Here is a 22,710-nt window from a genome sequence, read left to right as displayed (position 1 = left end):
AGCTCCGCAAACGGGTCCGATCAGTTGATAAGTTCTACCAATATGGGATGATCTGGCACCGGAATATCGATTGCCAGCGCCGCACCGCGGCGCGCGACGGGCGCTGTGCCCGCTAGAGGATCGAAGATGTCGACCGCGACCGGCCTCGAGAGCCGCAGCGTCACCGGAACCGGCGCGGCGTTCAGCGGCCCGTCGAAGGACCAAAAGTCGACATCGTTCCACAAGGCCAGGATCAACCCGCCGCCCTGCTTACGTAGCAACAGCTTCCGAACCGACGCCGGAGCTGTGATCGCGTCGCGGGCCAGCGCCGCTGATCCCGGCCGGACTGCCGCTTGGTTCAACAGCAGTACCAGGTTGCGGATGGCGGTGGCCGCCGGCTTCGGGCTGTGATCGAACCGGAACACTCCGAACCGCATCTCCGGCTGGGTGTTGGCTGGATCCGGCTTTTCGTCGAGCAGTTCGTACACATAGGTGCGCGACACGCCGGCGCGGGCGGCGCAGAAATAGGCGGCGATTACGCTTTTCGCGTGCGTCGCCTCGTCCACGCCGAGCATGGTATAACCGTGCCACCAGGATTTGTTGGCAGGCCAGTCGCGCGGCAGGGTGAAGTTGCCGATCTCGGTGATCACCCGGGGCAGGGGCGCGGGCTGGACATATCCTTCGTCAAATGCCCGGTCGACAGCGCCGCACGGCTGGCGGCCGTTGTGCGGATAGGGATGCGCATTGGCGAAATCGGCGCGCTTGTTGATCCGGGCGACACGGGGCGCGCCGGTCATGTCGAACAGCGGAACGCCTTTCAGCAGCGGATCGGCGCGCACTGCGGCATACACCGCCTGCAGCGCCATCTGCGCGGCCGCAGGGCCCGTCTGGCCGGCATAGGTGACGGGCCAGTTGTTGATCTCGTTGAAGCCCTCGATGGCGGCGAGCGATCCGGGATTCGCCTGCACCAGGTCATGCAGGAATGTCTGGTAGAAGCCGTTCTCCACGTCTTCCCAGCGCAGGACCATGTCGAAGCGAATACCCTGCTGCGCCAGCGTGGTGAAATCGGCGGGCCGCACCGTGCCCCAACTGGCCGGTATTCCCTGCCGCACATGTACGATGCCCAGATGGCGCAGATCGGCGGCGACCTGCCCGGCATCGGCATAGGCCCCGTCCTTGTAGTTGATGTGGATGTTGATCCCCAACGAATCGACGAACGCCGCCAGGGGAATCGTCGTGGGCGTCTGCGCGTGCGCGGTTCCGATCCCCAGGCCTGCCAGCAAGGCCATCCTCAACAGCGCACGGATCACGCTTACGCCCTCCTGCCAGCACTACACGGCGAAGGACGCTGTAGCATGAAAAGCGAACGGATGCAGCATGCTGCAGATTGCAGCCGCTCGGCTGGCTAGTGAATGGTGCCCAGCGCACGGGGGACGGACAGGAGCATGACCAGCCGCTCGATCTGGCGCCAACGGCAGAAATGCACGTAATTCCCCAGGTCGCGACTCGCTTCGGCACGCGCCGCAGCCTCGCCACCAGCGGCTTCGCCGAACCGACGCAACAGATCCGCAGCGTCTGCCACTTCGTCCCGGTGACCGAGATAGGGATAGACGTCCATTCTAACTCCGTACACGACAGGCGCGAAGCCCGTGTCCTGTTCCGGATACGCCGATTTCCCTCCGCTTCGGTGGACGATGCTGGTGAACGGCGGCGAAACCAATGTGCCGGGCTGGCGTCGCGACGCAATGCATGGCAAAGGGGGCTATGCAATCAACGCCATCGCGTTCCCCAGTAGCCGGCGGCTTCCTGTTGACGGCGAGCATTCTAATCGGCGCGGTCGCCGGTGCGGTGCAGGGACAGGCGACGACGGGATTGCTGGCCGGACTGGTGGTGGGGCTTCTGCTCGCACTCGCCATCTGGCTGATCGATCGCGCGCGAGGATAGAGGGGCGCGCCTGCTTGTTGTTTGGGCTAGCGGTATACCGCGCGCAGCCCCATTTTTAGGGTTCTCATGTCGATTAACAATATTCCGCAGCGCCTTGCCGAGGCGCTCGAACAGCGTGGCTATTCCGCGCTGACGCCTGTTCAGTCTGCCGTTCTCGAAGCCGATGCAGCCGGCCGCGACCTGATCGTTTCCGCCCAGACGGGGTCCGGCAAGACGGTAGCGTTCGGCCTTGCGATGGCGCCGGAACTGCTGGCCGGCGCAGACATGCTGCCGCCGGCGGCCACCCCCCTGGCGCTGATCATCGCCCCGACGCGTGAACTTGCGCTGCAGGTGAGCCGGGAACTGATCTGGCTCTATGCGCCCGCCGGCGCTCGCATCGCCACCTGCGTCGGCGGCATGGACGCGTCGAAGGAACGCCGCACGCTCAACCATGGCGCACACATCGTCGTCGGCACGCCAGGGCGCCTCCGCGATCATCTCGAACGCGGCGCGCTCGACCTGTCGGCGTTGCGCGTGGCGGTCCTCGACGAGGCCGACGAGATGCTCGACATGGGCTTCCGCGAGGAACTGGAAGCAATTCTGGATGCCACGCCGGACGAGCGCCGTACGCTGCTCTTTTCGGCAACCATGCCGCGCCCGATCGTTGCGCTCGCCAAGCGCTACCAGCGTGACGCGTTCCAGATTACCACCAAGAGCGACGATCGCGGCCACGGCGATATCAGCTATCAGGCCGTCACCGTCGCGCCTGCCGATATCGAGCACGTCGTCATCAACCTGCTGCGCCTGCACGATGCCGAGACGGCAATCCTGTTCTGTGCGACCCGGGACAATGTCCGTCATCTCCATGCCAGCCTGATCGAGCGCGGCTTCGCAGCCGTTGCCCTATCGGGCGAACATTCGCAGTCGGAGCGAAACCACGCACTGCAGGCGTTGCGCGACCAGCGCGCGCGCGTCTGCGTCGCGACCGACGTGGCCGCGCGCGGCATCGATCTGCCGACGCTAACGCTGGTGGTGCATGTGGAATTGCCGCGCGACGCTGAAACGCTGCAGCATCGCTCGGGCCGCACCGGCCGCGCTGGCAAGAAAGGCACGGCCGTGCTGATCGTGCCCTATCCGCGCCGTCGCCGGGTGGAACAGATGCTTCGCGGCGCCCGTATCCCAGCCGAATGGATCGAAGCCCCGACCGCCGACGACGTGCGTGCGGCCGATCGCGCCCGGCTCATCGAAACTCTGCTCCAGCCGATCGAAACCGACGAGGAAGATCAGGCGCTGGCCGAGCGGCTGCTCGAAGCCAAGACGCCAGCCGAAATCGCGGCAGCACTGGTCCGCGCGCACCGCGCCGCACTGCCCGCCCCGGAGGAACTGATTGAAGCGACGCCGGAAGCCCGGCGCGCTGCCCAGCAGGAACGGCACCGCCCAGGCTTCGACGACACCGTTTGGTTCCGCATGGACATCGGTCGTCGCCAGAACGCCGACCCGCGCTGGCTGTTGCCGCTCATCTGCCGCCGCGGCCACATCACCCGCAACGAAGTGGGCGCGATCCGGATTTCGGCGAACGAAACCCACTTTCAGGTGCCGAGCCAGCTGGCCGCCAAGTTCGCCACCGCGGTCGAGAAGTTCGCTCGCACCGCCGGCGATGACGATGACGGTATCCGGATCGAACGGGCTACCGATGCGCCGCAACCGTCTGCACGCGCCGATGGGCCTGCTCGCCGTGGCCCGCCGCCGCATCGGAACGGCCCAAATGCGGGCCGTCCGCCGCAGCGCCGGGGTCCGCCCCGCGGCCGCTGATCCGACTGGGAGGGAAGGTCGCGGCCTTCCCTCCCGCTCATTGCGTCAATCGCCCGGCGTGTTGCCTCCGCCGAACATCACCGCCTTCAGGTTCATGAACTCGTGCAGCCCCCAAGGGCCGAGTTCCCGGCCATGACCGGAAAGCTTCACGCCCCCGAACGGCGCTTCGGGTACCGACGCGAGAAGCGAATTCACCGCCGTCATCCCCGCTTCGATGTCTTGGGCAAACCGCTCGATTTCACCCTCGTCCTGCGTCCATACCGACGAACCAAGGCCATAAGGCACATCGTTCGCTAGCGTGATCGCCGCGTCGATGTCAGGCACCTTGTACACCGCAGCGACTGGCCCGAAGATCTCCTCCTTAGCGACGTCGCTTTCCGGATCGAGATCGACGAGCACGCCCGGCGTCATCCAAGCACCCTGCCGCTCAATCTTGGTGCCGCCGGTCAGTAGCTTTGCGCCCGCGCCTCGTGCCTTGGCGACCTGCTCCAGAACGGTATCGCGCTGCTGCACGCTGGAGAGCGGCCCCATTGCCGTCGCCTTTTCCATGGGATCACCGATCTGCACCGCTTCCATGCCTGCGACGAACTTCTCCAAGAAGCTATCGTACACGTCGGCATGGACGATCATCCGCTTCGAGCAAATGCAACTCTGGCCCGCATTCTGCACCCGGGCTGTGACGGCTGTTTTCACGGCGGCATCGAGATCGGCCGAAGGCATGACGATGAATGGATCGGAACCGCCCAGTTCTAGGACAACCTTCTTGAGCGCCCGCCCCGCGGCCTCTGCCACCTTGGCCCCCGCGCCTTCGCTGCCAGTGAGTGTTACCGCCACGACCCGCTTGTCGGCGATGATGGCATCAACCTTGTTCGACTTGATCGCGAGGTTCTGGAACAGCCCCTCGGGCGCGCCCGCCTTCCGCGCCATATCTTCCATAGCCGCCGCGCAGCCCTGGACGCTCGAGGCGTGCTTGAGCAGTGCGACATTACCGGCAAGGATCGTCGGGGCCAAGAAGCGCACTGCCTGCCAGTACGGGAAATTCCACGGCATCACGGCGAGCACCGGCCCCAGCGGCAGCCAGCGCGCGACGGCATGGCCGGTCGGCGTCTTCACCTTAGTTGGTTCAAGATAGGCGGGACCATGCTGGGCATAATGGCGGAAGCCGGAGATACATTTCTCCACCTCGGCGATCGCCCCGGTGATGGTTTTGCCCATCTCGCGCACCGCCAGTTCGGCGAGGTACTGCTTGTTCGCGTCCCAGATATCAGCGATCTGGTTCAGCAGCGCAGTGCGCGTTTCGATCGGCGTCTGCCGCCATCGCCGGTACTCGGCCGCCGCGCGCGCTAGCGCCGCCTCGATGGCGGCATCGTCCAACTCGGCGACGCGCTCAACGGTTTCGCCCGTCGCGGGGTTGATGATTTCGAACATCCGCAAGTCTCCTTCGCTTCGCCCAACGCCGAGCTAGGCGCGTGGTGCCACCGCGGCAATCGACCTCGCGGCAAATCATTTTCGGTAGATCGCTTGCCAAACACACGACGCCCGAAGCACCTTACGCCCACGACATCCGGGGGATATCTCGAACATGCGCTTCATTACACTCGCGCTGCTTCTCAGCGCCGCAATGCCCATCGCCGCGGCCGCGCAGAACGGCCCTACCCGCCTGTTCACCGGCAGCGACTTGTTCGCGCTGGAGCAGGCGAGCGATCCACAGATCAGCCCGGACGGCAGCAAGATTGCCTATGTCCGCCAATCGGCTGACATCATGACCGATCGTACCCGCGGGGCAATCTGGCTGATAGATGTGAAGACCGGCGACCAGGCCCCCCTGGTCGCTGGCCCCGGTTCGCACAGCCAGCCGCGCTGGTCTCCCGACGGCACGCGCCTCGCCTATGTCTCCAGCGCCGAGGGTGGCGCGCCGCAGCTATTCGTCCGCTGGATCGCGACCGGTGCCACCGCCCGCATTACGGGCCTGCCGGACAGTCCACAGGCAATCACCTGGTCGCCCGACGGCAAGCAGATCGCCTATACCATGACCGTGCCCGGCGAAGGCATGAAGCTCGGCAGCCAGCCGCCCAAGCCCGAGGGTGCCAAATGGGCCGAGCCGCTGGAGATCATCGACCGCGTTACCTACCGCGCCGATGGCGGCGGCTATCTCAAGCCCGGCGCGGACCATATCTTCGTCGTTGCGGCGGATGGCGGCGCGCCGCGCCAGGTCACCTTCGGCAAGTCCGACGATGCCGGCCCGCTCGCCTGGTCGAACGACGGCCGCACGATCTTCTTCGGCAGCAATCGTCGCGAGGATTGGGAGCGCGAGCCCAATGACAGCGAAATCTACGCCGTCGACGTGATCTCCGGCACGCTGACCCCGCTGACCAAGCGCTACGGCCCCGATGCGGCACCGGTGCTTTCGCCCGACGGGGCTCGCATCGCCTATCTCGGCTTCGACGACACGCATCGCAGCTTCCAGAACACCCAGCTCTACGTGATGAACCGCGACGGCAGCGGCAGCCGGTCGCTCACCGCCGGGCTCGACAAGAGCATCGACGGCGCGGTGTGGGCCAAGGACGGCCGCAGCCTGTTCGTTTCCTATGACGATCACGGCCACAAGCTCGTCGCCCGCATCGGGCTCGACGGCAAGGCAACCACCGTCGCGACAGGCCTTGGCGGCGGCGGGCTCGACCGGCCCTATACCGGCGGCGACTTCTCGGTCTCCGCGGGCGGCACCATCGCCTATACCGGCGGCGATGCGCTGCACCCGGCCGATATCTATGTGAACGGCAAGCGCCTGACCCACCTCAACGACACCGTCCTCGCCGCCAAGACGCTTGCCCCGGTGACTCCGCTGGCGGTGACCGCGCCCGATGGCCGCACGATCGACGCCTGGCTGGTCACCCCGCCAGGCATGAAGCCCGGCACCCGCGTGCCGACCATCCTCGAGATCCATGGCGGCCCGCACACGGCCTATGGCCCCGGCTTCTCGACCGACTATCAGCTCTACGCCGCGCACGGCTATGCAGTGCTCTATGCCAATCCGCGCGGCAGCACGTCCTACGGCGAAGAATTCGCCGACCTGATCGACAAGAAGTACCCGGGTGACGATTATGGGGACCTGATGGCTGCGGTGGACGCGGCGGTCGCGGCGGGAGTCGCCGATCCGGACAATTTGTTCGTCACCGGCGGATCGGGCGGCGGCGTGCTCACCGCCTGGATCGTCGGCAAGAACGATCGCTTCAAGGCCGCCGCCACGCAGAAGCCGGTGATCAACTGGATCAGCGAGGCGCTGACCATGGACGCGACCGGCTTCACCTCGCGCTACTGGTTCGCCAAGCAGCCCTGGGAGGATCCGATGAGCTATTGGAACCGCTCGCCGCTCAGCCTGGTCGGCAACGTCAGGACCCCGACGCTCGTCGTCGTCGGCAGCGAGGACTATCGCACGCCGGTCAGCGAATCGGAGCAATATTATGCCGCGCTCCAGATCCGCGGCGTGCCGACCGCGCTGGTGAAGGTGCCGGGCGCCAGCCATGGCGGATTCACCGCACGACCGAGCCAGTCGGCGGCCAAGGCGGCGGCCATTCTCGCCTGGTTCGATCGCTATCGCACGCCAGCCAAGCCCGCCGGCCAGTAAATTGCTGTGGGGCCCGGTTGCCATCGGGCCCCGCCCTGCCGCATAGCGTCACCATGGCGGAACAAGCGGACATCACGGCCCTCTCCTTCGAAGAGGCGCTGAAGGAACTCGAGAAGATCGTGAGCCGGCTGGAGAGCGGCGAAGCGGCCCTGCAGGAGGCGATCGACCTCTATGAGCGCGGCGACCAGCTGCGCCGGCAATGCGCCGCGCGGCTCGATGCGGCGCAGGCCCGGATCGAAGCGATCCGCACCGATGCCGACGGCCGCGCCGCCGGCACCACGCCCTTCGCAGCGGGCTGAGGCGTGGCGAGCGTGACCCATGCTTCGCTCGCGCTCGAATCGGCACTGCGCCAGGTGGCGGCCGAGATCGATGCGCAGTTCGATCGGCTGCTGGAAGTGCCCGACGATCCCCGGGCGGACCTCTATCGGGCGATGCGGCACGCGGCGATCGGCGGCGGCAAGCGGCTGCGCCCGCTACTGGTGTTCGCCACCGCCCAGCTTTTCGCTGTCGACAAGAGCTGCGCCGCCCGCGTCGCGACCGCGCTCGAATGCATCCACGTCTATTCGCTGATCCATGACGATCTGCCCGCAATGGACGATGACGACATGCGCCGGGGCAAGCCGACGGTGCACAAGGCGTTCGACGAGGCCACCGCCATCTTGGCGGGCGATTGCCTTCACGACCTGGCGTTCGAGCTGCTGGCGCACGAAGCGACGCACCCCGACCCCTTCGTCCGGGTCGATCTGATTTCCGAACTCGCGCGCGCTTCCGGCCCCTCCGGCATGGCGGGCGGCCAGATGATGGATCTGGAAGCGGAAAAGGCGAGCTTCGATCTCGCCACCGTCACCCGGCTCCAGGCGATGAAGACCGGGGCGCTGATCAGCTGTGCCGTCGAATGTGCCGCGATCCTGGGCCGCGTCGCGCCCGAAGGCCGCACCGGCCTTCGAGGCTATGCCCGCGATATCGGCCTCGCCTTCCAGATCGTCGACGATATCCTCGATGCGGAAGGCGACGAGGCGCTGGTCGGCAAGAAGTTGGGCAAGGACGGAGACGCCGGCAAGGAAACGTTCCTGTCGCTGCTCGGCATCGATCGCGCGCGCGAACAGGCACGGATGCTGGTCGATCAGGCGATCACCCATCTCCACGCCTACGGCCCCGAAGCCGATCTGCTGCGCGACATTGCCCGGTTCACCTTGGAACGCGATCGCTAAGCCCGGGGAGGGCTCCATCCATGCATACCCGTATCGGCGTTTATCCCGGCACGTTCGATCCGATCACGCGCGGCCACATGGACATCATCCGGCGCGGCGCGAAGCTCGTCGATCGGCTGGTGATAGGCGTGACGACCAATCCCTCCAAATCGCCCCTGTTCACGGTGGAGGAACGGATGGCGATGGTCGAGCGCGAGGTAGAGGGCACTGCCGGCGACGTCACCGTCGTCAGCTTTGATTCGCTTTTGATGGACTTTGCGGAGCGGGAGCGCGCGAGCGTGATCATCCGCGGGCTGCGCGCCGTCGCCGATTTCGAATACGAATATCAGATGGCTGGCATGAACCAGCAGATCAACGATCGCATCGAGACGGTTTTCCTGATGGCGGACGTATCGCTCCAGCCGATCGCCAGCCGGCTGGTCAAGGAAATCGCGCTCTATGGCGGCCCGATCCATCGTTTCGTCACGCCTTCGGTCGAAGCCGATGTCGTCGCCCGGATCGACCAGATCGGCCGCAAGGGCAGCCGCTGATCGCAGCGTTTCGCGCCGGGCTTTGCGGCGCCCGGCGATTGGGTTAGAGCCGCGCCTTCATCTAGAGCGAGTGGGAAGTTCAATGCGTTTCCTAGCCACATTGGCCGCCATGGCTGCCACGCTGTTTGCCGTACCGGCATTGGCCCAGGGTGGCGGGAAGCCGCAGCCGGTGATCGAGCCGTTTCGTGGCGTGAATGCCGATGCCGCCGCCCGGCCCTCCGTGCTGGTGCAGGCCGATCCCGAGAACACCTGGGTTCTCGATCTTTCCACCGGCGGCCGCGTGCTGATCCGGCTTCGCCCGGACGTGGCGCCGAAGATGGTCGAGCGGATCAAGACGCTCACGCGCCGTCATTTCTACGACGGCCTCACCTTCCACCGCGTCGTCGACGATCCCTATAATATCGCGCAGGGCGGCGATCCCAAGGGCGACGGCACGGGCGATTCGGATCTGCCCAACGTGCCCGCCGAATTCAGCTCGCTGCCGCACGTCCGCGGCAGCGTTTCGGCTGCGCGGCGCGGTGCGCCGGACAACGCCACGCCCGAGCAGAAGACCGAAGCGGAGAACAGCGCCAACAGCCAGTTCTTCATCATGATGCAGCCAAAGCTGGCCTTCGACCATGACTATACCGTGTTCGGCCGCGTCATCTCCGGCATGGAATGGGTCGACAAGATCCAGCGCGGCGAGCCGCCGCAGAACCCCACGGTGATCGTCCACGCCTATATCCAATCGGACAATCCCCCGCCCTATCAGCCGCTCGCCCCCACCGCCCCGGCAGCAGCCGCGCCGATGCTGCTGCCCGAGACGCCCGCCAAGCCGCCGGTGAAGAAGCCGGTACCGGCCGCGAAGAAGCCGGCGCCGAAGAAGAAGTGATCGCGCCAGCGCCGTGAACGTCGACCTTTTCGATTTTGAACTGCCGAACGAGCGGATCGCCCTTCGGCCCGCCTCACCCCGCGATTCCGCTCGTCTGCTCGTGCTGGACGGGATGGAGACGCGCGATGCGATCGTCGGCGATCTCGCCGGGCAGCTTCGACCCGGGGATTGCCTGGTGTTTAACGACACGCGCGTCATCCCGGCCCAGCTGGAAGGGACGCGTGGGGAGGCGCGGATCGGCGCAACGCTCCACAAGCGCGAAGGCCCGCGCCGCTGGCGTGCCTTTATTCGCAACGCGAAGCGGCTGCGCGACGGCGACGCCATCGACTTCGGGCCGGGCGCGGTCGCCATCGCCTCCGAGCGCGTCGAGGATGGCAGCTTCGCACTCGATTTCCAGGGCGACGAGCCGGTCGAGCTGCTGCTCGAACGCTGCGGCCGTATGCCCTTGCCGCCCTATATCGCCTCCAAGCGCCCGACCGACGCGCGCGATGCCGAGGACTATCAGACGATGTTCGCGGCAGAGCCAGGCGCCGTCGCCGCCCCCACCGCCGCGCTGCATTTCACGCCAGCCTTGATGGCCTCGCTGGAGGCGGCGGGGATCGGCCACACCACTCTTACGCTGCATGTCGGCGCCGGCACCTTCCTGCCGGTGAAGGCGGAGGACACCGCCGACCACAAAATGCATGCAGAATGGGGCCGGATCACACCCGAGGTGGCGGATCGCCTCAATGCCGTGCGCGCCGCCGGCAATCGCATCATCGCTGTCGGCACCACCAGCCTGCGCCTGCTCGAAAGCGCTGCCGACGACGATCGCGTGATCCGGGCCTTCGAAGGCGACACCGCGATCTTCATCACCCCCGGCTACCGCTTCAAGGGCGTCGACGGGCTGGTCACCAACTTCCACCTGCCGCGCTCGACGCTGTTCATGCTGGTATCCGCGTTGATGGGGCTGGATCGCATGCAGGCGGCCTATGCGCACGCCATCGCAAACGGCTATCGCTTCTACAGCTACGGCGATTCCAGCCTGCTGCTGCCCGGCCGGTAACGCGGGGGGCCGTTCGCTGCCGTCCGCTCCGCGCCCTTGGGTCCAAATACGCTGGGGTTACGCGCTGGCGGCGGTCGTGCTGTTCGCCGTTGAAGCGGCCATCGCGCTCTGGTTGCACGATCCGGTCATCCGCCCCTATGCGGGGGACAGCCTGGCAGTGGTGCTCGTCTATCTGGCACTGCGCGCAACCACCACGATCCGCCCCGGCCGCGCTATCTTGGCGGCAACCCTGCTCGCGTTCGCGATCGAGATTTCGCAGTATTTTCATCTGGTACGGCATCTCGGCCTAGGCAGCTCGCCGCTGCCCGCGCGCTTCTGGGCACCGGATTCGACTGGAAGGATTTCGCGGCCTATCTGATCGGCGCCGCTGCCGTTGTCGTGCTGGAGCAAGGTTCGCGGCGTGCGGGATCGGTTTGTGCAGCGGCCAGCAGCTGACGCATCTATGCGCTAGCCCGAGAATGCGGCTATCGAGAGCGCTCCGGACCAGTTTCTCCCTGCTGCCCGGCCGATGACGAGGGTTTGATGCGCCTGTTCCTGTTGCTTGCCGCCTGCACCTTTCCCTTTCACGCTTTTGCGCAGGACCGGGCTGCGCCGCCGACGCCAATCGCCCCCGGTGCGCCTACGCCGCAGCCCCAGGCAACGGTGATCGCCGAACCCATCGCGCTGCTGATAGCCGGCTTCGATGCGGATGGCGACGCACGCGTCACCCGCGTCGAGTTCGACACGGGCCTCAAGCGCAGCTTCGACAGCGCCGATGCCGCCCATGCCGGCAGCCTCGGCTATATCGCCTATTCGGACTGGTCGCTGCGTTGGATGGGCGACCGCAACACGCTGCCCAGCCCGTTCGAGCTGGATCGCGACGGGGACAACCGGATCAGCTGGGCCGAGTTCCAGGCGCGATTCGATGCGATCTACGCCCGATTCGACAGAAACAAGGATGGCGCCATAGAGCGCAGCGAGCTGGTGACGATCCGGCCGCCGGCATTCAATCCCATGAATGGCAAGCGCGGCCGTCGATGAACGCGCCTCCGTTCGGCACAAGGGGCTGGCATCCCGGGATGCCCGCCCGCTAGGATCGTTACGCATGTCCGGGGATCATTCACACGCACGCCATCATGGCCATGGTCACGATCATGGCCATGCGCACGGCCATGGCCATCATCACGGCCATAGCCATGCTCCCGCCGATTTCGGCCGCGCCTTCGCCATCGGCACGGCGCTCAACATCGGCTTCGTGCTGATCGAAGGCGGCGCCGGCCTGTGGACCGGATCGATGGCGCTGCTCGCTGATGCGGGACACAATCTTTCGGACGTGCTCGGCCTGCTCATCGCCTGGGTCGGCGCGGAACTGGGCAAGCGCCCTGCCACCCGCCGCTTCACCTATGGCCTGGGTGCGTCCTCGATCCTTGCCGCGCTGGCCAATGCGCTGCTGCTGCTGCTCGCCGTGGGCGCGATCCTGCTCGAGGCGATTCAGCGCCTGGCCGATCCGCCCGCCGTCGCGCCGATGCCGGTGATGCTCGTCGCCGGGACAGGAATCCTCGTGAACCTGGGCACCGCCCTGCTGTTCGCCCGCGGGCGGGAGCACGACATCAACATCCGCGGCGCCTATCTCCACATGGCTGCCGATGCGGCGGTGTCGGTGGCGGTGGTGCTCGCCGGCGCGCTGATCTGGTGGACCGGGCTGCGCTGGATCGATCCGGCGATCAGCCTGCTGGTGGTGCTGGTCATCCTGGTCGGCACCTGGGGGCTGCTGCGCGAATCGCTGACGATGGTGCTGCAGGCGGTGCCCGACCGCATCGATCTAGAAGCCGTGGAAACGACGCTGCTCGGCCAGCCCGGCGTCACCCGCGTCCACGATCTTCATGTCTGGCCGATGAGTACCACGGAAGCTGCGCTCACCGCGCATCTGGTGATGCCCGCCGGTCATCCGGGGGACGCTTTCCTGATGGATCTGCAGCAACGTCTCGCACAGGATTTCCGGATCGATCACTGTACGATACAAATCGAACTGGGCGACGGGGCGGAGTGCCGGATGCATGGAACTGGTGGCAGACATGGCTGAACGGGGTGTCGCGACATCCCAGCCCCTGGATCTCGTCATTTTCGATTTCGACGGTACCCTGTCCGACAGCGGTGACTGGTTCGTCTCGGTCGCCAACGATCTCGCCGAACGCTTCCGCTTCCGCAAGATCGCGCCGGATGAAGTGGAGCTGCTCCGCCGCAAGAGTTCGCGCGAGGTGATCGAATTCCTTGGCATTGCGCGCTGGAAGATGCCGTGGATCGCGCGCTACGTCCGCAAGCTAGTCAGCCGCGAGGCCCATCGGATCGAACTGTTTCCCGGCACGCCGAACCTGCTGGAGCGGCTGGTCGAAACCGGCGTAAAGCTGGCGCTCGTCACGTCCAATTCCGAAGCCAATGCCCGCAAGATCCTGGGGCCCCAGCATGCGGCACAGATCCATTGCTATGCCTGCGGCTCCTCGCTGTTCGGCAAGGCACCCAAGTTTCGCCGGGTGCTGCGCAAGATGGGCGTCGCGCCGAACGCAGCACTGGCGATCGGCGACGAGACCCGCGACGTCGATGCCGCGCGCGAAGTGGGGATGCGCGCCGGATCGGTTCTATGGGGCTATGCCGCGGAGGATCTGCTGCGCGGCATGTCTCCCGACGCGCTGTTCCGCACGCCGGAAGACATCCTCGCCTATGTCAGCCGCCACCGCGGCTGAATCCCGCGCTCAGCCCTGCATCGTCCCCGTTTGCACGAAGCGCTGGTGCCAGGCGAAGGCTTCGCCCGGCAGCATGGGGGTCTGCTTGCCATAGCTGCCCGCCAGCGCGCGCTCATAATAGTCGCGCAGCATCGGCTTGTAGCTGGGGTGGGCGCAGCGTTCGATCACCTGCTCGGCGCGCTTGCGGGGCGCGAGGCCGCGCAGATCGGCCAGGCCCTGCTCGGTCACCACAATCTGCACGTCCTGCGCGATGTGATCGACATGGGCAACGTGCGGCACGATCGCCGAGATCGCACCGCCCTTCGCGGTCGAGGGCGACATGAAGATCGAGATATAGGCATTGCGCGCGAAGTCGCCCGATCCGCCGATGCCGTTCTGGATGCGCGAACCCATGATGTGGGTGGAATTGACGTTGCCGTACAGATCCGCCTCGATCATCCCGTTCATCGCCAGGCAGCCAAGGCGACGCACCACCTCCGGATGGTTGCTGATCTCCTGCGAGCGCAGCAGGATCCGATCGCGGAAGCAATCGAGATCCTGGTTCAGCCGTTCGGCGGCGGTGGGGCTCAGCGAGAAGGCGGTGCAGCTCGCCATGCGCAGCTTGCCGGCGGCGAGCAGGTCGAGCATCCCGTCCTGCAGCACCTCGGTATAGGCGGTGAGGTTCTCGAACGGCGCGGTCAGCAGCCCGGCGAGCACCGCATTGGCGATGTTGCCCACGCCCGATTGCAGCGGCAGCAGCGACGGCGGCAACCGGCCCTTGCCGACTTCGTGGCGGAAGAACTCGATCAGGTGCTGCGCGATGGCAAGCGCGCTGGAATCGGGTGCGGCGAAGGGCAGGTTGCGATCGGGGGCGTTGGTCTCGACCACCGCGATCACCTTGTGCGGATCGCAGCGCAGCGTCGGCTGGCCGATGCGCTGATCGGGGGCCGTGAGCGGGATCGGCACGCGGTTGGGCGGCAGCGCAGTCCCGTAATAGATGTCGTGCATCCCCTCCAGCGCCGGGTTCTGCCAGCTGTTGACCTCCAGGATCACGCGCTTGGCGACATCGAGCCAGGTCTTGTTGTTGCCGACCGAGGTGGAGGGGATCAGCGAGCCGTCTTCGCGAATACCGGCAACCTCAATCACCGCGACGTCCAGCGGCCCGAGAAATCCCTCCCAGGCGAGCGGCGCCACCTGGCTCAAGTGCAGATCGACATAGTCCATCTCGCCGGCGTTGATCTTCTCGCGGGCGATGGGATCGGAATTATAGGGCAGCCGCGCCGAGATGCCGTCGACGCGGGCGAGCGCGCCGTCCAGCTCCGGGCCGGTCGACGCGCCGGTCCACACTTTCAGCCGCATCGGCTTGCCGGCGGCATGTTCCGCCTCGATCTGCGCGGCGAGCGCGGTCGGCACCGCCTTGGGATAGCCGGAACCGGTAAAGCCGCTCATCCCCACGGTCATGCCATTGGCGATGAACGAGGCGGCGTGCTCGGCGGTGGTGACCTTGGCGGCGAGTCCGGGGTGAGCGATACGGGACATGAAACCTCTTAAGGGCTGCGACGCGCGTGGCGATGCAGCCCTATCGAGGCGCGTGCAATTGTTGCAATTACCTACTTGGGCTGGGCGGATGCACCCGGCGCACGCGTTTTCAGCAGGTCGTTCGCGGCCTGGACGAGCGCGATATAGATCGGCCCCATGTTGATGACATATTCGTTCTCGCCCCAGAAATAGGGCCAGCTTTCGCTGTTCTCCGGAAAGTCGGGCTTCAGGATCAACGCGCCCGGCACCACGCCGCCGGCAAGAAAGCTGAAATCGGCGCGGTTGCTGCCATAGGCGACTTCCTTGGAAACGGTGCCGACGCCCGAAACGAACGAGATGTCCGAACCCGGATGGGTGCCGTAGAGATAATCGAGCGCCCGGAAGACGAGGCTGCCGTCGCTGATCTCCGGGAACGCCTTGTGGACGGCATAGTCGGCAAGGCCGGTCTCGATCACCGCACCATTGCCCGCCCAGCCGCCGGTGGTGATCGGCACGCCGTACGGGTTCTCGGGCTTGAACGAGGCCTTCCAAGTCCGCGCCGCGGCGGCGACCGCATCACGATAGCTCGCCGGCATGAAAGGTAGCGCCTGGGTCGCGCTCTGGGCGAAGAAGGCGAAGCGCGGAGCAATTTGCGGCCAGAGCGCCTGCACCTGCGCGGCATAGGCCGGATCGCGGGTGGTGACCAACAGCTCCACCGCCGCGTCGAACTGTTCGCCGGGCAGCCAATTGCCGGTGGTGTTGCCATGGCTGTAGGTGAAGGGTGCGTGGCTTTGCTCTTCGGCCCACACCTTTTTGGCGAGGTTGAGCGCCTTGTCGGCCAGCGCATCGTTATGCCCCCGCAGCGCTCGGCTGGCGGCGGCGAGCGCGGCGACGCTGCCATAATCGAGCGCGCTGGCGCGGGTGGTGAACACCCAGCGATCGTCGGGCGTGCCGCTGCGGCCGCCCTTGCGCTCGCCGAACTTCAGCGACGGATCATAGATCAGCCCATCGGTCTTCGACGCCGCGTCACCGAGATGGGTGTACTGCGCGACATCGGGCTCGACCACGCCGTGCACCGCATGGCCCACCGCATCGTACATCGAGGCGAGGTAGAGCACGCCATGCTCGATCTGCTGCTGCACATCGGCCTTGCCGTCCGGCACATGCATCTCGACGCGGCGGAGATCGTGATCGACCAGCGTCTGATCGCGCGTCACCTGATGGCGCTCCCAAATCTCGGCGAGCTGGCGCACCACCGCATATTGGGTCTGGGTACGGATGTCGAAATCGCCGGCGTCGAGCCAGCCGCCGACATCGAGCCCCGGAACATGCTCGCCCGGCTTGAAGCGCGTGTCGGTGGTCGGCCCCTGACGATAGAGATCGATGTGCTCGTGATTGACCGGGGCCTGGCGGGCATCGTCGCGATGGCTGTCGCCATGCCACACGCGGTACGCCTCGTTGACCAGCATATGGTCCATCGCGATAGGCATGTACACGTCGAGCGTCGGCTGCCACGCGGTGGCATAGACGTCGTCGCCGATGCGGAAGCTGGCGGTGCGCACCCCGGCATAATCGATCTGGTATAGGCCGGGCGTACGAACGGCCGAGAAATCGAACTGGCGATAGGCGTAGCGGAGATACTTGCCCCACGGCTTGGCGGCGGCGGTCAGCACCGGCGTCGCGCTGCCGTCGGCGCCAATGCGCAGCAACCGGGCGGTGGCGGGCGGTGCCTTCATCGCGGGATCGAGCTCGATCACAGCCGTCTTGGCCTGGCCGGGTGCATAGCCCACCTGCGAATGGCCGATCACCGGCGCCCGAGTCCAGCCCGGCACGGCGTTGGGAGTCAGCGTCCATTCCAGCACGCGGCCGGTCTTGTCGGAGGGGAGCACGCCCCGCACCACGAACCAGCCATTCTGCGCCTGGGCACGCCCGTCATACAGGCCGATAGGCCCGGTCGCGGATCGGATGGTCACCCGGCGCCCGGCATCTTCGGGCGCGAGCACCAGCGTGCTGCCGGTCGCGAACGGCAGCGGCTCGGCACCTGGACCAAAGTCACGGCCGCTGGCGGCATTGCGTTCGCCGCCGGCCACCATGTCGCTCGCGGGATAGAGGGGGAAGGTCTGTGCCTTGCCATCGGCCAGCACGCTCTTGTGGAAATAGGCGGCGGGCAGGAATTCCAGGTTGAACCCCGCCTTGCCGGCCAGCGCCGCCGGCAGCGGCTGATCCAGCAGCACGGCGATCGTGACGCTCTCGCCCTTGCGCTCGGCGCGGATGCGGTACTGGAACTTGTAGTCGGGATATTCGAGCAGCGCCTCGATCGCCCCGCTCTTTGGATCCACCGTCCGCTTCACCATCCGCCCGATCGCGTCCCACTGGCCCGGCGTTGCGGACAAGCGGACATCGCCGTTGGTGGCGGTACGCTCGCCCTGATGGATGATTTCCACGCCGCTGATCTTCGAATCGGCGAACAGCCCGTCATACCAGTTGGAGAAGACCAGCACGTTTACGCCGGGCGCTTCGAAATAGCCGCTGTCATTCAGCATAAGGGCAGGCTTCGTCTGCGCCCCGGCGGGCGCGGAGACAAGCGTGGTGGTGGCGAGCAGCGCCGCCAAGGCCATGGCTTTCATGCAATTTCCTCCCCGATTGCGGATAGGCTCCGCGTTGTTCGCGTTATCGCTAACATGGCCAGCTGACGACTGCCAGATGGTTGATCCAGCTAATTGGATCGGAACTCCGCCAAGTGACCGATAGTTGAAGCGGCCAAGCAGGAGAGAGTTTTCCCCATGGCCACCCTCGCGCGCGAATTTGCGCAGCCCCTTCGTTCGCAGTTTCTGACCGACAGCTTCCAGCGTGGTCTCGCGCACTGGAATCGGGAGCGGCTCGAACCCGGCTTCCCGTCCCACGACTGGCAGCGGCTGTTCGAGCGTGACGTTCGCATGGAGCGGCTGCAGGGCGCGTTCCTTGAGGAACTGCGCGCCGAGGTCGCCGACGAGGCGGCCGCCGCGCCGACCGATGCCGATGGCTTTATCGCCTGGTTCGAAGAGCTGAAAGCGACCGGTCCAGGCCAGGGCGATCCGCTCTTCCCCTGGCTGGCCGAGCAGGCGGATCGAGATCAGCTTCGATGGTTCTTCGAACAGGAAGCCGCCGGAGAAGCCGGATTCGACGACCTGGTGGCGATGACGCAAGTCAAGCTGCCGACGCGCCCCAAGCTCGAACTCGCCCGCAATTATTGGGACGAGATGGGCCATGGCACCGAGAAGGGCATGCATGGACCGATGCTAGACGCGTTGGTCGAGACGCTGGCCGTCACACCGGTGATCGAGAATACCGTGTGGGAGAGCCTCTGCCTTGCCAATGCGATGACGGCAATGGCGAGCAGCCGCCGCTATGCCTGGCATTCGGTGGGCGCACTGGGCGTAATCGAGCTGACAGCCCCCGGCCGCTCGGCAGCGACGGCGGAAGGGCTGAAGCGCGTGGGGCTGAGCCCAAAGGAAGCGCGCTACTTCACACTGCACGCCGTGCTCGACATCAAGCACAGCGAGGACTGGAATCGCGAGGCGATCCGTCCGGCTGTGGAAGAGGATCCCCGCCGCGCGACGGCGATGGCCGAAGGCGCGCTGATCCGCCTACGCTGCGGCGCGCGCTGCTTCGAGGCGTATCGCGAGCGGCTCTGGGGCTGACGCGGCCCCGACCACAAGCTAGACGCGAGGCATGTTGAAGCCTGTCCTCGCCGCGGCCCTGCTGCTCGCGCCCGCTGAAACCGCCGTACCGCTGCATAGCGGCGGACGGGTGACGACCGATGGCCGGTTCGGCTGGCCAGGCGTCTATTTCGAGGGGCGTTTCCGCGGCACCTCCGTCACCGTCGCGGTCGAGGCAGGCGAGGATCATCTCGGCATCCTCGTCGACGGCGTGGAGCGGGCGATCTTGACGCGGCCGGGTCTTGCCCGGCTGCACTTCGCCGGGCTGGCGGATGGCCCGCATGTCGTGCGCGTCGAGAAGCGAACCGAAAGCCAGAGCGGCGGCAGCCGCATGGTCGGCATCTTCACCGACGGCACTCCCCTGCCGCCCGCACCGCGTAGTCGGCAGATCGAGTTTATCGGCGATTCGCACAGCGTCGGCTATGGCGACACCGCGACGGTCCGGAGCTGTCCCGGCACGATGGTGCACGATAGCACCAACACGCAACTTGCCTTCGGGCCGCTGCTGGCGAGGAAACTCGACGCCGATTATCGCGTCATCGCCTTTTCGGGTGAAGGCATGGTGCGCAACTATAATGGCGGCAAGCCGGGTGAAAACCTGCCCCTGCTCTATCCGCGCGCGCTTCCTGGGGCCCCGGCGGCGGCGGCGCAGGACGCGGCGTGGCGCCCACAGCATATCGTCATCAACCTGGGCACCAACGATTTCTCCACCCCGCTCCACCCCGGCGAGGCATGGAAGGACGAGGCGGCGCTGCGGGCGGCGTATCGCGCCAGCTACATCGCCTTTGTGCGGGCACTGAAAGCCCAGCAGCCGCAGGCGAAGATCCTGCTGATGGGCGCGGCGAGCTTCGTCGCGGATGTTCGCGCGGTTGCGAGCGAAACCGGTGCACGCGTGGTCGAGGTTCCAACCCTGGAGCTCACCGCGTGCGACTATCATCCGTCGCTTAAGGACCAGCAGCGGATGGCTGACCTGGTGGAACGACAAATCGCCCCGGACTGAGCGGCGACCGCACGCTATTCGGCGGCGAGCGCGGGCGATATCTCCTCGGGCAACGCCCATACCAGGTCGCCGCGACCGAGCACGCGCCCGTCATGCGCCTGCACCGTCACCGGCGCGATCGGCTGGCGGTCGCGCGCATCGACCAGGATCGGCGAGGCGGGCACGCCGGTTTCCCAGCGCTCGCCCCATTGGCGCAGCGCGATCATCGTCGGCAGCAGCGCATGGCCCTTTTCGGTCAGGCGATATTCCACCTTGCGCCGATCGTCGTCGCAGGGCTCGCGCACCAGAATGCCGTGCTCGACCAGCCGAGCCAGCCGGTTGGCGAGGATATTGCGCGCAATCCCCAGACCGGAATGAAATTCCTCGAAATGGCGGATGCCGTTGAACGCGCCGCGCAGGATCAGGAACGACCAGCGCTCGCCCACCGCCTCCAGCGCGGCCGGCAGGCTGCAGGTGGGCGGCAGCGTGCAGGGCGGGAGGGGAACGGCATACTCCATTCGACTACTCTATCGCATAATCCAGCCAAGCGAAACCGGCGGGGTGACGCGGCAAAGCACGGCATTGCTTGTGCTTTCCGGGCCGATCGCGTTGGCAAAGTGCAACACCCGAGCGCAATGGTAGGATTTTGGCGCTCAAACGGGTTGCAAATCTGCCACGCGCGCCTTCATCTAGAGATGTGCTGCGTCAGTATGAACTTGTAGACCGGGTCCTATCCTATGACCCCCAGGCCGATGAGGCGTTGCTCAACCGCGCCTATGTCTTCTCGGTGAACGCCCATGGCACGCAGAAGCGCGCCTCCGGCGACCCCTATTTCAGCCATCCGATCGAAGTAGCCGGCATCCTGACCGACCTGCATCTCGATGCGGAGACGATCGCGACGGCGATTCTGCACGACACGATCGAGGATACGGTGGCCACGCCGGAGGAGATCCGGCGCCTGTTCGGCCCCAACGTCGCGCGGATGGTGGACGGCGTCACCAAGCTCTCCAAGATCGAAGCGCAGACCGAAAGCGAGCGCGCGGCCGAAAATCTGCGCAAGTTCCTGCTCGCGATGTCCGACGACATCCGCGTGCTCTTGGTGAAGCTGGCCGATCGGCTGCACAACATGCGCACGCTCCACTTCATCAAGAAGGAGGAAAAGCGCCGCCGCATCGCGCGCGAGACGATGGACATCTATGCCCCGCTCGCCGAGCGGATCGGCATGTACGAGTTCATGAAGGAGATGCAGACGCTCGCCTTTCGCGAGCTGGAGCCGGAAGCCTTCGAATCGATCACCCGCCGGCTCGAGCGTTTCCGCGTCGAAGGCGTGAACCGCATCGAGAGCATTTCGGGCGGGTTGCGGCAGCTGCTGGCGCGCGGCGGCATCGAAGCGGAGGTTTCGGGCCGTGAGAAGCACCCCTTCTCCATCTGGAAGAAGATGTCCGAACGCCATGTCAGCCTGGAGCAGCTGTCGGATATCATGGCCTTTCGCGCGATCGTCGATACCGAGGAGGAATGCTATCGCGCGCTGGGCGTGATCCACCGGCGCTGGCCGATGGTGCCGGGGCGGTTCAAGGATTACATCTCCACGCCGAAACGCAACGGCTATCGCTCGCTGCACACCACGATCATCCATGCCGCCGATACCCGCGTGGAAATCCAGATCCGCACGCGCGACATGCACGCCCAGGCCGAATTCGGCCTGGCGGCGCACTGGGCCTATAAGCAGAGCGCGGTGCGGCCTGACACGCAGGTGAGCTGGATCCGCGACCTGATCGAGATCCTGGAGCATGCCGAAAGCCCCGAGGAGCTGCTCGAGCACACCCGAATGGCGATGTACCAGGATCGCATCTTCGCCTTCACGCCGAAGGGCGAGCTGATCCAGCTGCCCAAAGGGGCGACGCCGGTTGATTTCGCCTATGCCGTCCACACCGATCTCGGAGACCAGTCGGTCGGCGCCAAGATCAACGGCCGGGTGGTGCCGCTGCGGACCGAGATCGAGCAGGGCGATCAGGTGCAGATCCTGCGTTCCAAGGCGCAGGAGCCGCAGCCCAACTGGCTGAACTTCGCCATCACCGGCAAGGCGCGCGCGGCGATCCGCCGGCATCTGCGCCAGAAGGAGCGGGACGAGACGATCCGGCTCGGCCGCAAGCTCTATGAGGACATTCTCGCCCGCCTGCCCGTCCCGCCGGGCGATGGAGCGCTGGGCGATGCGCTGAAGCGGCTCAAGCTGCCGGACGATGCCTCGCTGATGGAGGCGATCGCCCGGCGCTCGTTGACCGACGGGCAGGTGATGGAAGCGCTGATGCCCGGCTCTTCCTCGGGCGACGACCATGATCTGCCGCCGCAGCAGCACGCCATCGATATCAAGGGCCTTACCCCCGGCGTCGCCTTCACCTTCGCGGAGGATTGCCGGCCGGTGCCGGGCGATCGCATCGTCGGCGTGCGCCATCCCGATCAGCCGATCGTGGTACACCGCATCGATTGCCCCAGCCTGGCCGAAGTGGAAGAGGCCGACTGGGTGGATCTCACCTGGGGCGACAAAGCCGACGGCGGGGTGGCGGAAATCGCGGTGACGCTGAAGAACGAACCTGGTGCGCTGGGCACCGTCGCGACGCTGATCGGCCAGCACAAGGCGAACATCCTCGGCCTGCGCCTCGACAACCGCGACACCACCTTCCACACCAACACGATCGACTTGGAAGTGCGGAACGCCGCGCATCTGATGAAGCTGCTGGCGGCGCTGCGCGCGGCGGATGCGGTGAGCTGGGCGGAGCGCGCCTGATCCGCCTCGAAGCCCGGGCCTTGTCCCCGCAATTA

General features: G+C 66.2%; 21 protein-coding genes. 15 read left to right on the top strand and 6 right to left on the bottom strand.

Features of this window, described 5'->3' with window-relative positions; translation table 11 throughout:
* Positions 1-20: 20 nt before the first annotated feature.
* Positions 21-1,289: a calcium-binding protein gene (locus B215_RS0116725; protein WP_152997696.1), complete on the bottom strand. Its 1,269-nt coding sequence runs from the start codon at positions 1,287-1,289 to the stop codon at positions 21-23.
* A 95-nt stretch (positions 1,290-1,384) separates the two neighbouring features.
* Positions 1,385-1,597 (bottom strand): hypothetical protein, encoded by a 213-nt coding sequence (locus tag B215_RS0116720; protein WP_019370792.1) that lies wholly within the window; start codon positions 1,595-1,597, stop codon positions 1,385-1,387.
* Positions 1,598-1,788: 191 nt separating this feature from the next.
* Between B215_RS0116720 and B215_RS22040 the strand changes: the two genes are divergently transcribed.
* Both B215_RS22040 and B215_RS0116710 read left to right on the top strand, forming a co-directional pair.
* Positions 1,789-1,923: a hypothetical protein gene (locus B215_RS22040; RefSeq protein ID WP_019370791.1), complete on the top strand. Its 135-nt coding sequence runs from the start codon at positions 1,789-1,791 to the stop codon at positions 1,921-1,923.
* Between the two features lie 66 nt (positions 1,924-1,989).
* Entirely contained in the window at positions 1,990-3,714 is a 1,725-nt protein-coding gene (locus B215_RS0116710; RefSeq protein ID WP_019370790.1) for a DEAD/DEAH box helicase, read from the top strand.
* A gap of 45 nt (positions 3,715-3,759) precedes the next feature.
* Here B215_RS0116710 and B215_RS0116705 read toward each other — a convergent pair whose 3' ends face one another.
* The gene (locus tag B215_RS0116705; protein WP_019370789.1) at positions 3,760-5,142 is read right to left on the bottom strand and encodes an NAD-dependent succinate-semialdehyde dehydrogenase; all 1,383 of its coding nucleotides are present in this window, start codon (positions 5,140-5,142) and stop codon (positions 3,760-3,762) included.
* Between the two features lie 154 nt (positions 5,143-5,296).
* Here B215_RS0116705 and B215_RS0116700 point away from each other — a divergent pair, with 154 nt between their 5' ends.
* From B215_RS0116700 to B215_RS0116655, 10 genes are all read left to right on the top strand, one after another.
* Positions 5,297-7,339 carry a S9 family peptidase gene (locus B215_RS0116700; RefSeq protein ID WP_019370788.1) on the top strand — a complete coding sequence of 681 codons (2,043 nt, stop codon included), beginning with the start codon at positions 5,297-5,299 and terminating at the stop codon, positions 7,337-7,339.
* 53 nt (positions 7,340-7,392) lie between these two features.
* Complete coding sequence (locus B215_RS0116695; RefSeq protein ID WP_010544449.1) at positions 7,393-7,638, top strand: exodeoxyribonuclease VII small subunit; 246 nt, start codon at positions 7,393-7,395, stop codon at positions 7,636-7,638.
* Between the two features lie 3 nt (positions 7,639-7,641).
* Positions 7,642-8,550, top strand: coding sequence for a polyprenyl synthetase family protein (locus B215_RS0116690; RefSeq protein ID WP_019370787.1), 909 nt, complete (start codon positions 7,642-7,644; stop codon positions 8,548-8,550).
* Between the two features lie 20 nt (positions 8,551-8,570).
* Positions 8,571-9,080 carry a pantetheine-phosphate adenylyltransferase gene (coaD, locus tag B215_RS0116685; RefSeq protein WP_019370786.1) on the top strand — a complete coding sequence of 170 codons (510 nt, stop codon included), beginning with the start codon at positions 8,571-8,573 and terminating at the stop codon, positions 9,078-9,080.
* A gap of 82 nt (positions 9,081-9,162) precedes the next feature.
* Complete coding sequence (locus B215_RS0116680; RefSeq protein ID WP_026009352.1) at positions 9,163-9,951, top strand: peptidylprolyl isomerase; 789 nt, start codon at positions 9,163-9,165, stop codon at positions 9,949-9,951.
* Between the two features lie 13 nt (positions 9,952-9,964).
* A complete protein-coding gene (gene queA, locus B215_RS0116675; RefSeq protein ID WP_019370784.1) occupies positions 9,965-10,996 on the top strand; it encodes a tRNA preQ1(34) S-adenosylmethionine ribosyltransferase-isomerase QueA in 1,032 nt (343 codons plus the stop codon).
* Between the two features lie 76 nt (positions 10,997-11,072).
* Entirely contained in the window at positions 11,073-11,354 is a 282-nt protein-coding gene (locus tag B215_RS21035; protein WP_050990208.1) for a DUF2809 domain-containing protein, read from the top strand.
* 164 nt (positions 11,355-11,518) lie between these two features.
* On the top strand, positions 11,519-12,016 hold the full coding sequence (locus tag B215_RS0116665) for an EF-hand domain-containing protein (RefSeq protein ID WP_019370783.1): 498 nt from the start codon (positions 11,519-11,521) through the stop codon (positions 12,014-12,016).
* Positions 12,017-12,080: 64 nt separating this feature from the next.
* Positions 12,081-13,058, top strand: coding sequence for a cation diffusion facilitator family transporter (locus B215_RS0116660; RefSeq protein ID WP_019370782.1), 978 nt, complete (start codon positions 12,081-12,083; stop codon positions 13,056-13,058).
* Positions 13,051-13,716 (top strand): HAD hydrolase-like protein, encoded by a 666-nt coding sequence (locus B215_RS0116655; RefSeq protein ID WP_037514040.1) that lies wholly within the window; start codon positions 13,051-13,053, stop codon positions 13,714-13,716. Before B215_RS0116660 ends, B215_RS0116655 begins: the two co-directional genes overlap by 8 nt.
* Before the next feature lie 9 nt (positions 13,717-13,725).
* On the opposite strand, the gene B215_RS0116650 is transcribed toward B215_RS0116655, so the two are convergent.
* Both B215_RS0116650 and B215_RS0116645 read right to left on the bottom strand, forming a co-directional pair.
* Positions 13,726-15,234, bottom strand: coding sequence for an acetyl-CoA hydrolase/transferase family protein (locus B215_RS0116650; RefSeq protein WP_019370780.1), 1,509 nt, complete (start codon positions 15,232-15,234; stop codon positions 13,726-13,728).
* Positions 15,235-15,305: 71 nt separating this feature from the next.
* Positions 15,306-17,840, bottom strand: a complete 2,535-nt coding sequence (locus B215_RS0116645; RefSeq protein WP_026009350.1) for a glycoside hydrolase family 9 protein — start codon at positions 17,838-17,840, stop codon at positions 15,306-15,308.
* A 156-nt stretch (positions 17,841-17,996) separates the two neighbouring features.
* On the opposite strand from B215_RS0116645, the gene B215_RS0116640 reads away from it, so the two are divergent.
* On the top strand, positions 17,997-18,893 hold the full coding sequence (locus B215_RS0116640; protein WP_019370778.1) for an iron-containing redox enzyme family protein: 897 nt from the start codon (positions 17,997-17,999) through the stop codon (positions 18,891-18,893).
* 31 nt (positions 18,894-18,924) lie between these two features.
* Positions 18,925-19,911 (top strand): SGNH/GDSL hydrolase family protein, encoded by a 987-nt coding sequence (locus tag B215_RS0116635; protein ID WP_019370777.1) that lies wholly within the window; start codon positions 18,925-18,927, stop codon positions 19,909-19,911.
* 14 nt (positions 19,912-19,925) lie between these two features.
* Here the strand turns inward: B215_RS0116635 and B215_RS0116630 are convergent, their stop codons facing one another.
* Positions 19,926-20,408, bottom strand: coding sequence for a winged helix-turn-helix transcriptional regulator (locus B215_RS0116630; protein ID WP_019370776.1), 483 nt, complete (start codon positions 20,406-20,408; stop codon positions 19,926-19,928).
* A gap of 179 nt (positions 20,409-20,587) precedes the next feature.
* Between B215_RS0116630 and B215_RS0116625 the strand changes: the two genes are divergently transcribed.
* The gene (locus tag B215_RS0116625; protein ID WP_019370775.1) at positions 20,588-22,675 is read left to right on the top strand and encodes a RelA/SpoT family protein; all 2,088 of its coding nucleotides are present in this window, start codon (positions 20,588-20,590) and stop codon (positions 22,673-22,675) included.
* Positions 22,676-22,710 lie beyond the last annotated feature (35 nt).

The sequence above is a fragment of the Sphingomonas sp. ATCC 31555 genome (assembly GCF_000282895.1).
Classification (GTDB): Bacteria; Pseudomonadota; Alphaproteobacteria; order Sphingomonadales; family Sphingomonadaceae; genus Sphingomonas.
Note: the sequence above shows the minus strand (reverse complement) of the source record. Positions and strands in the feature narration are given on the sequence as shown.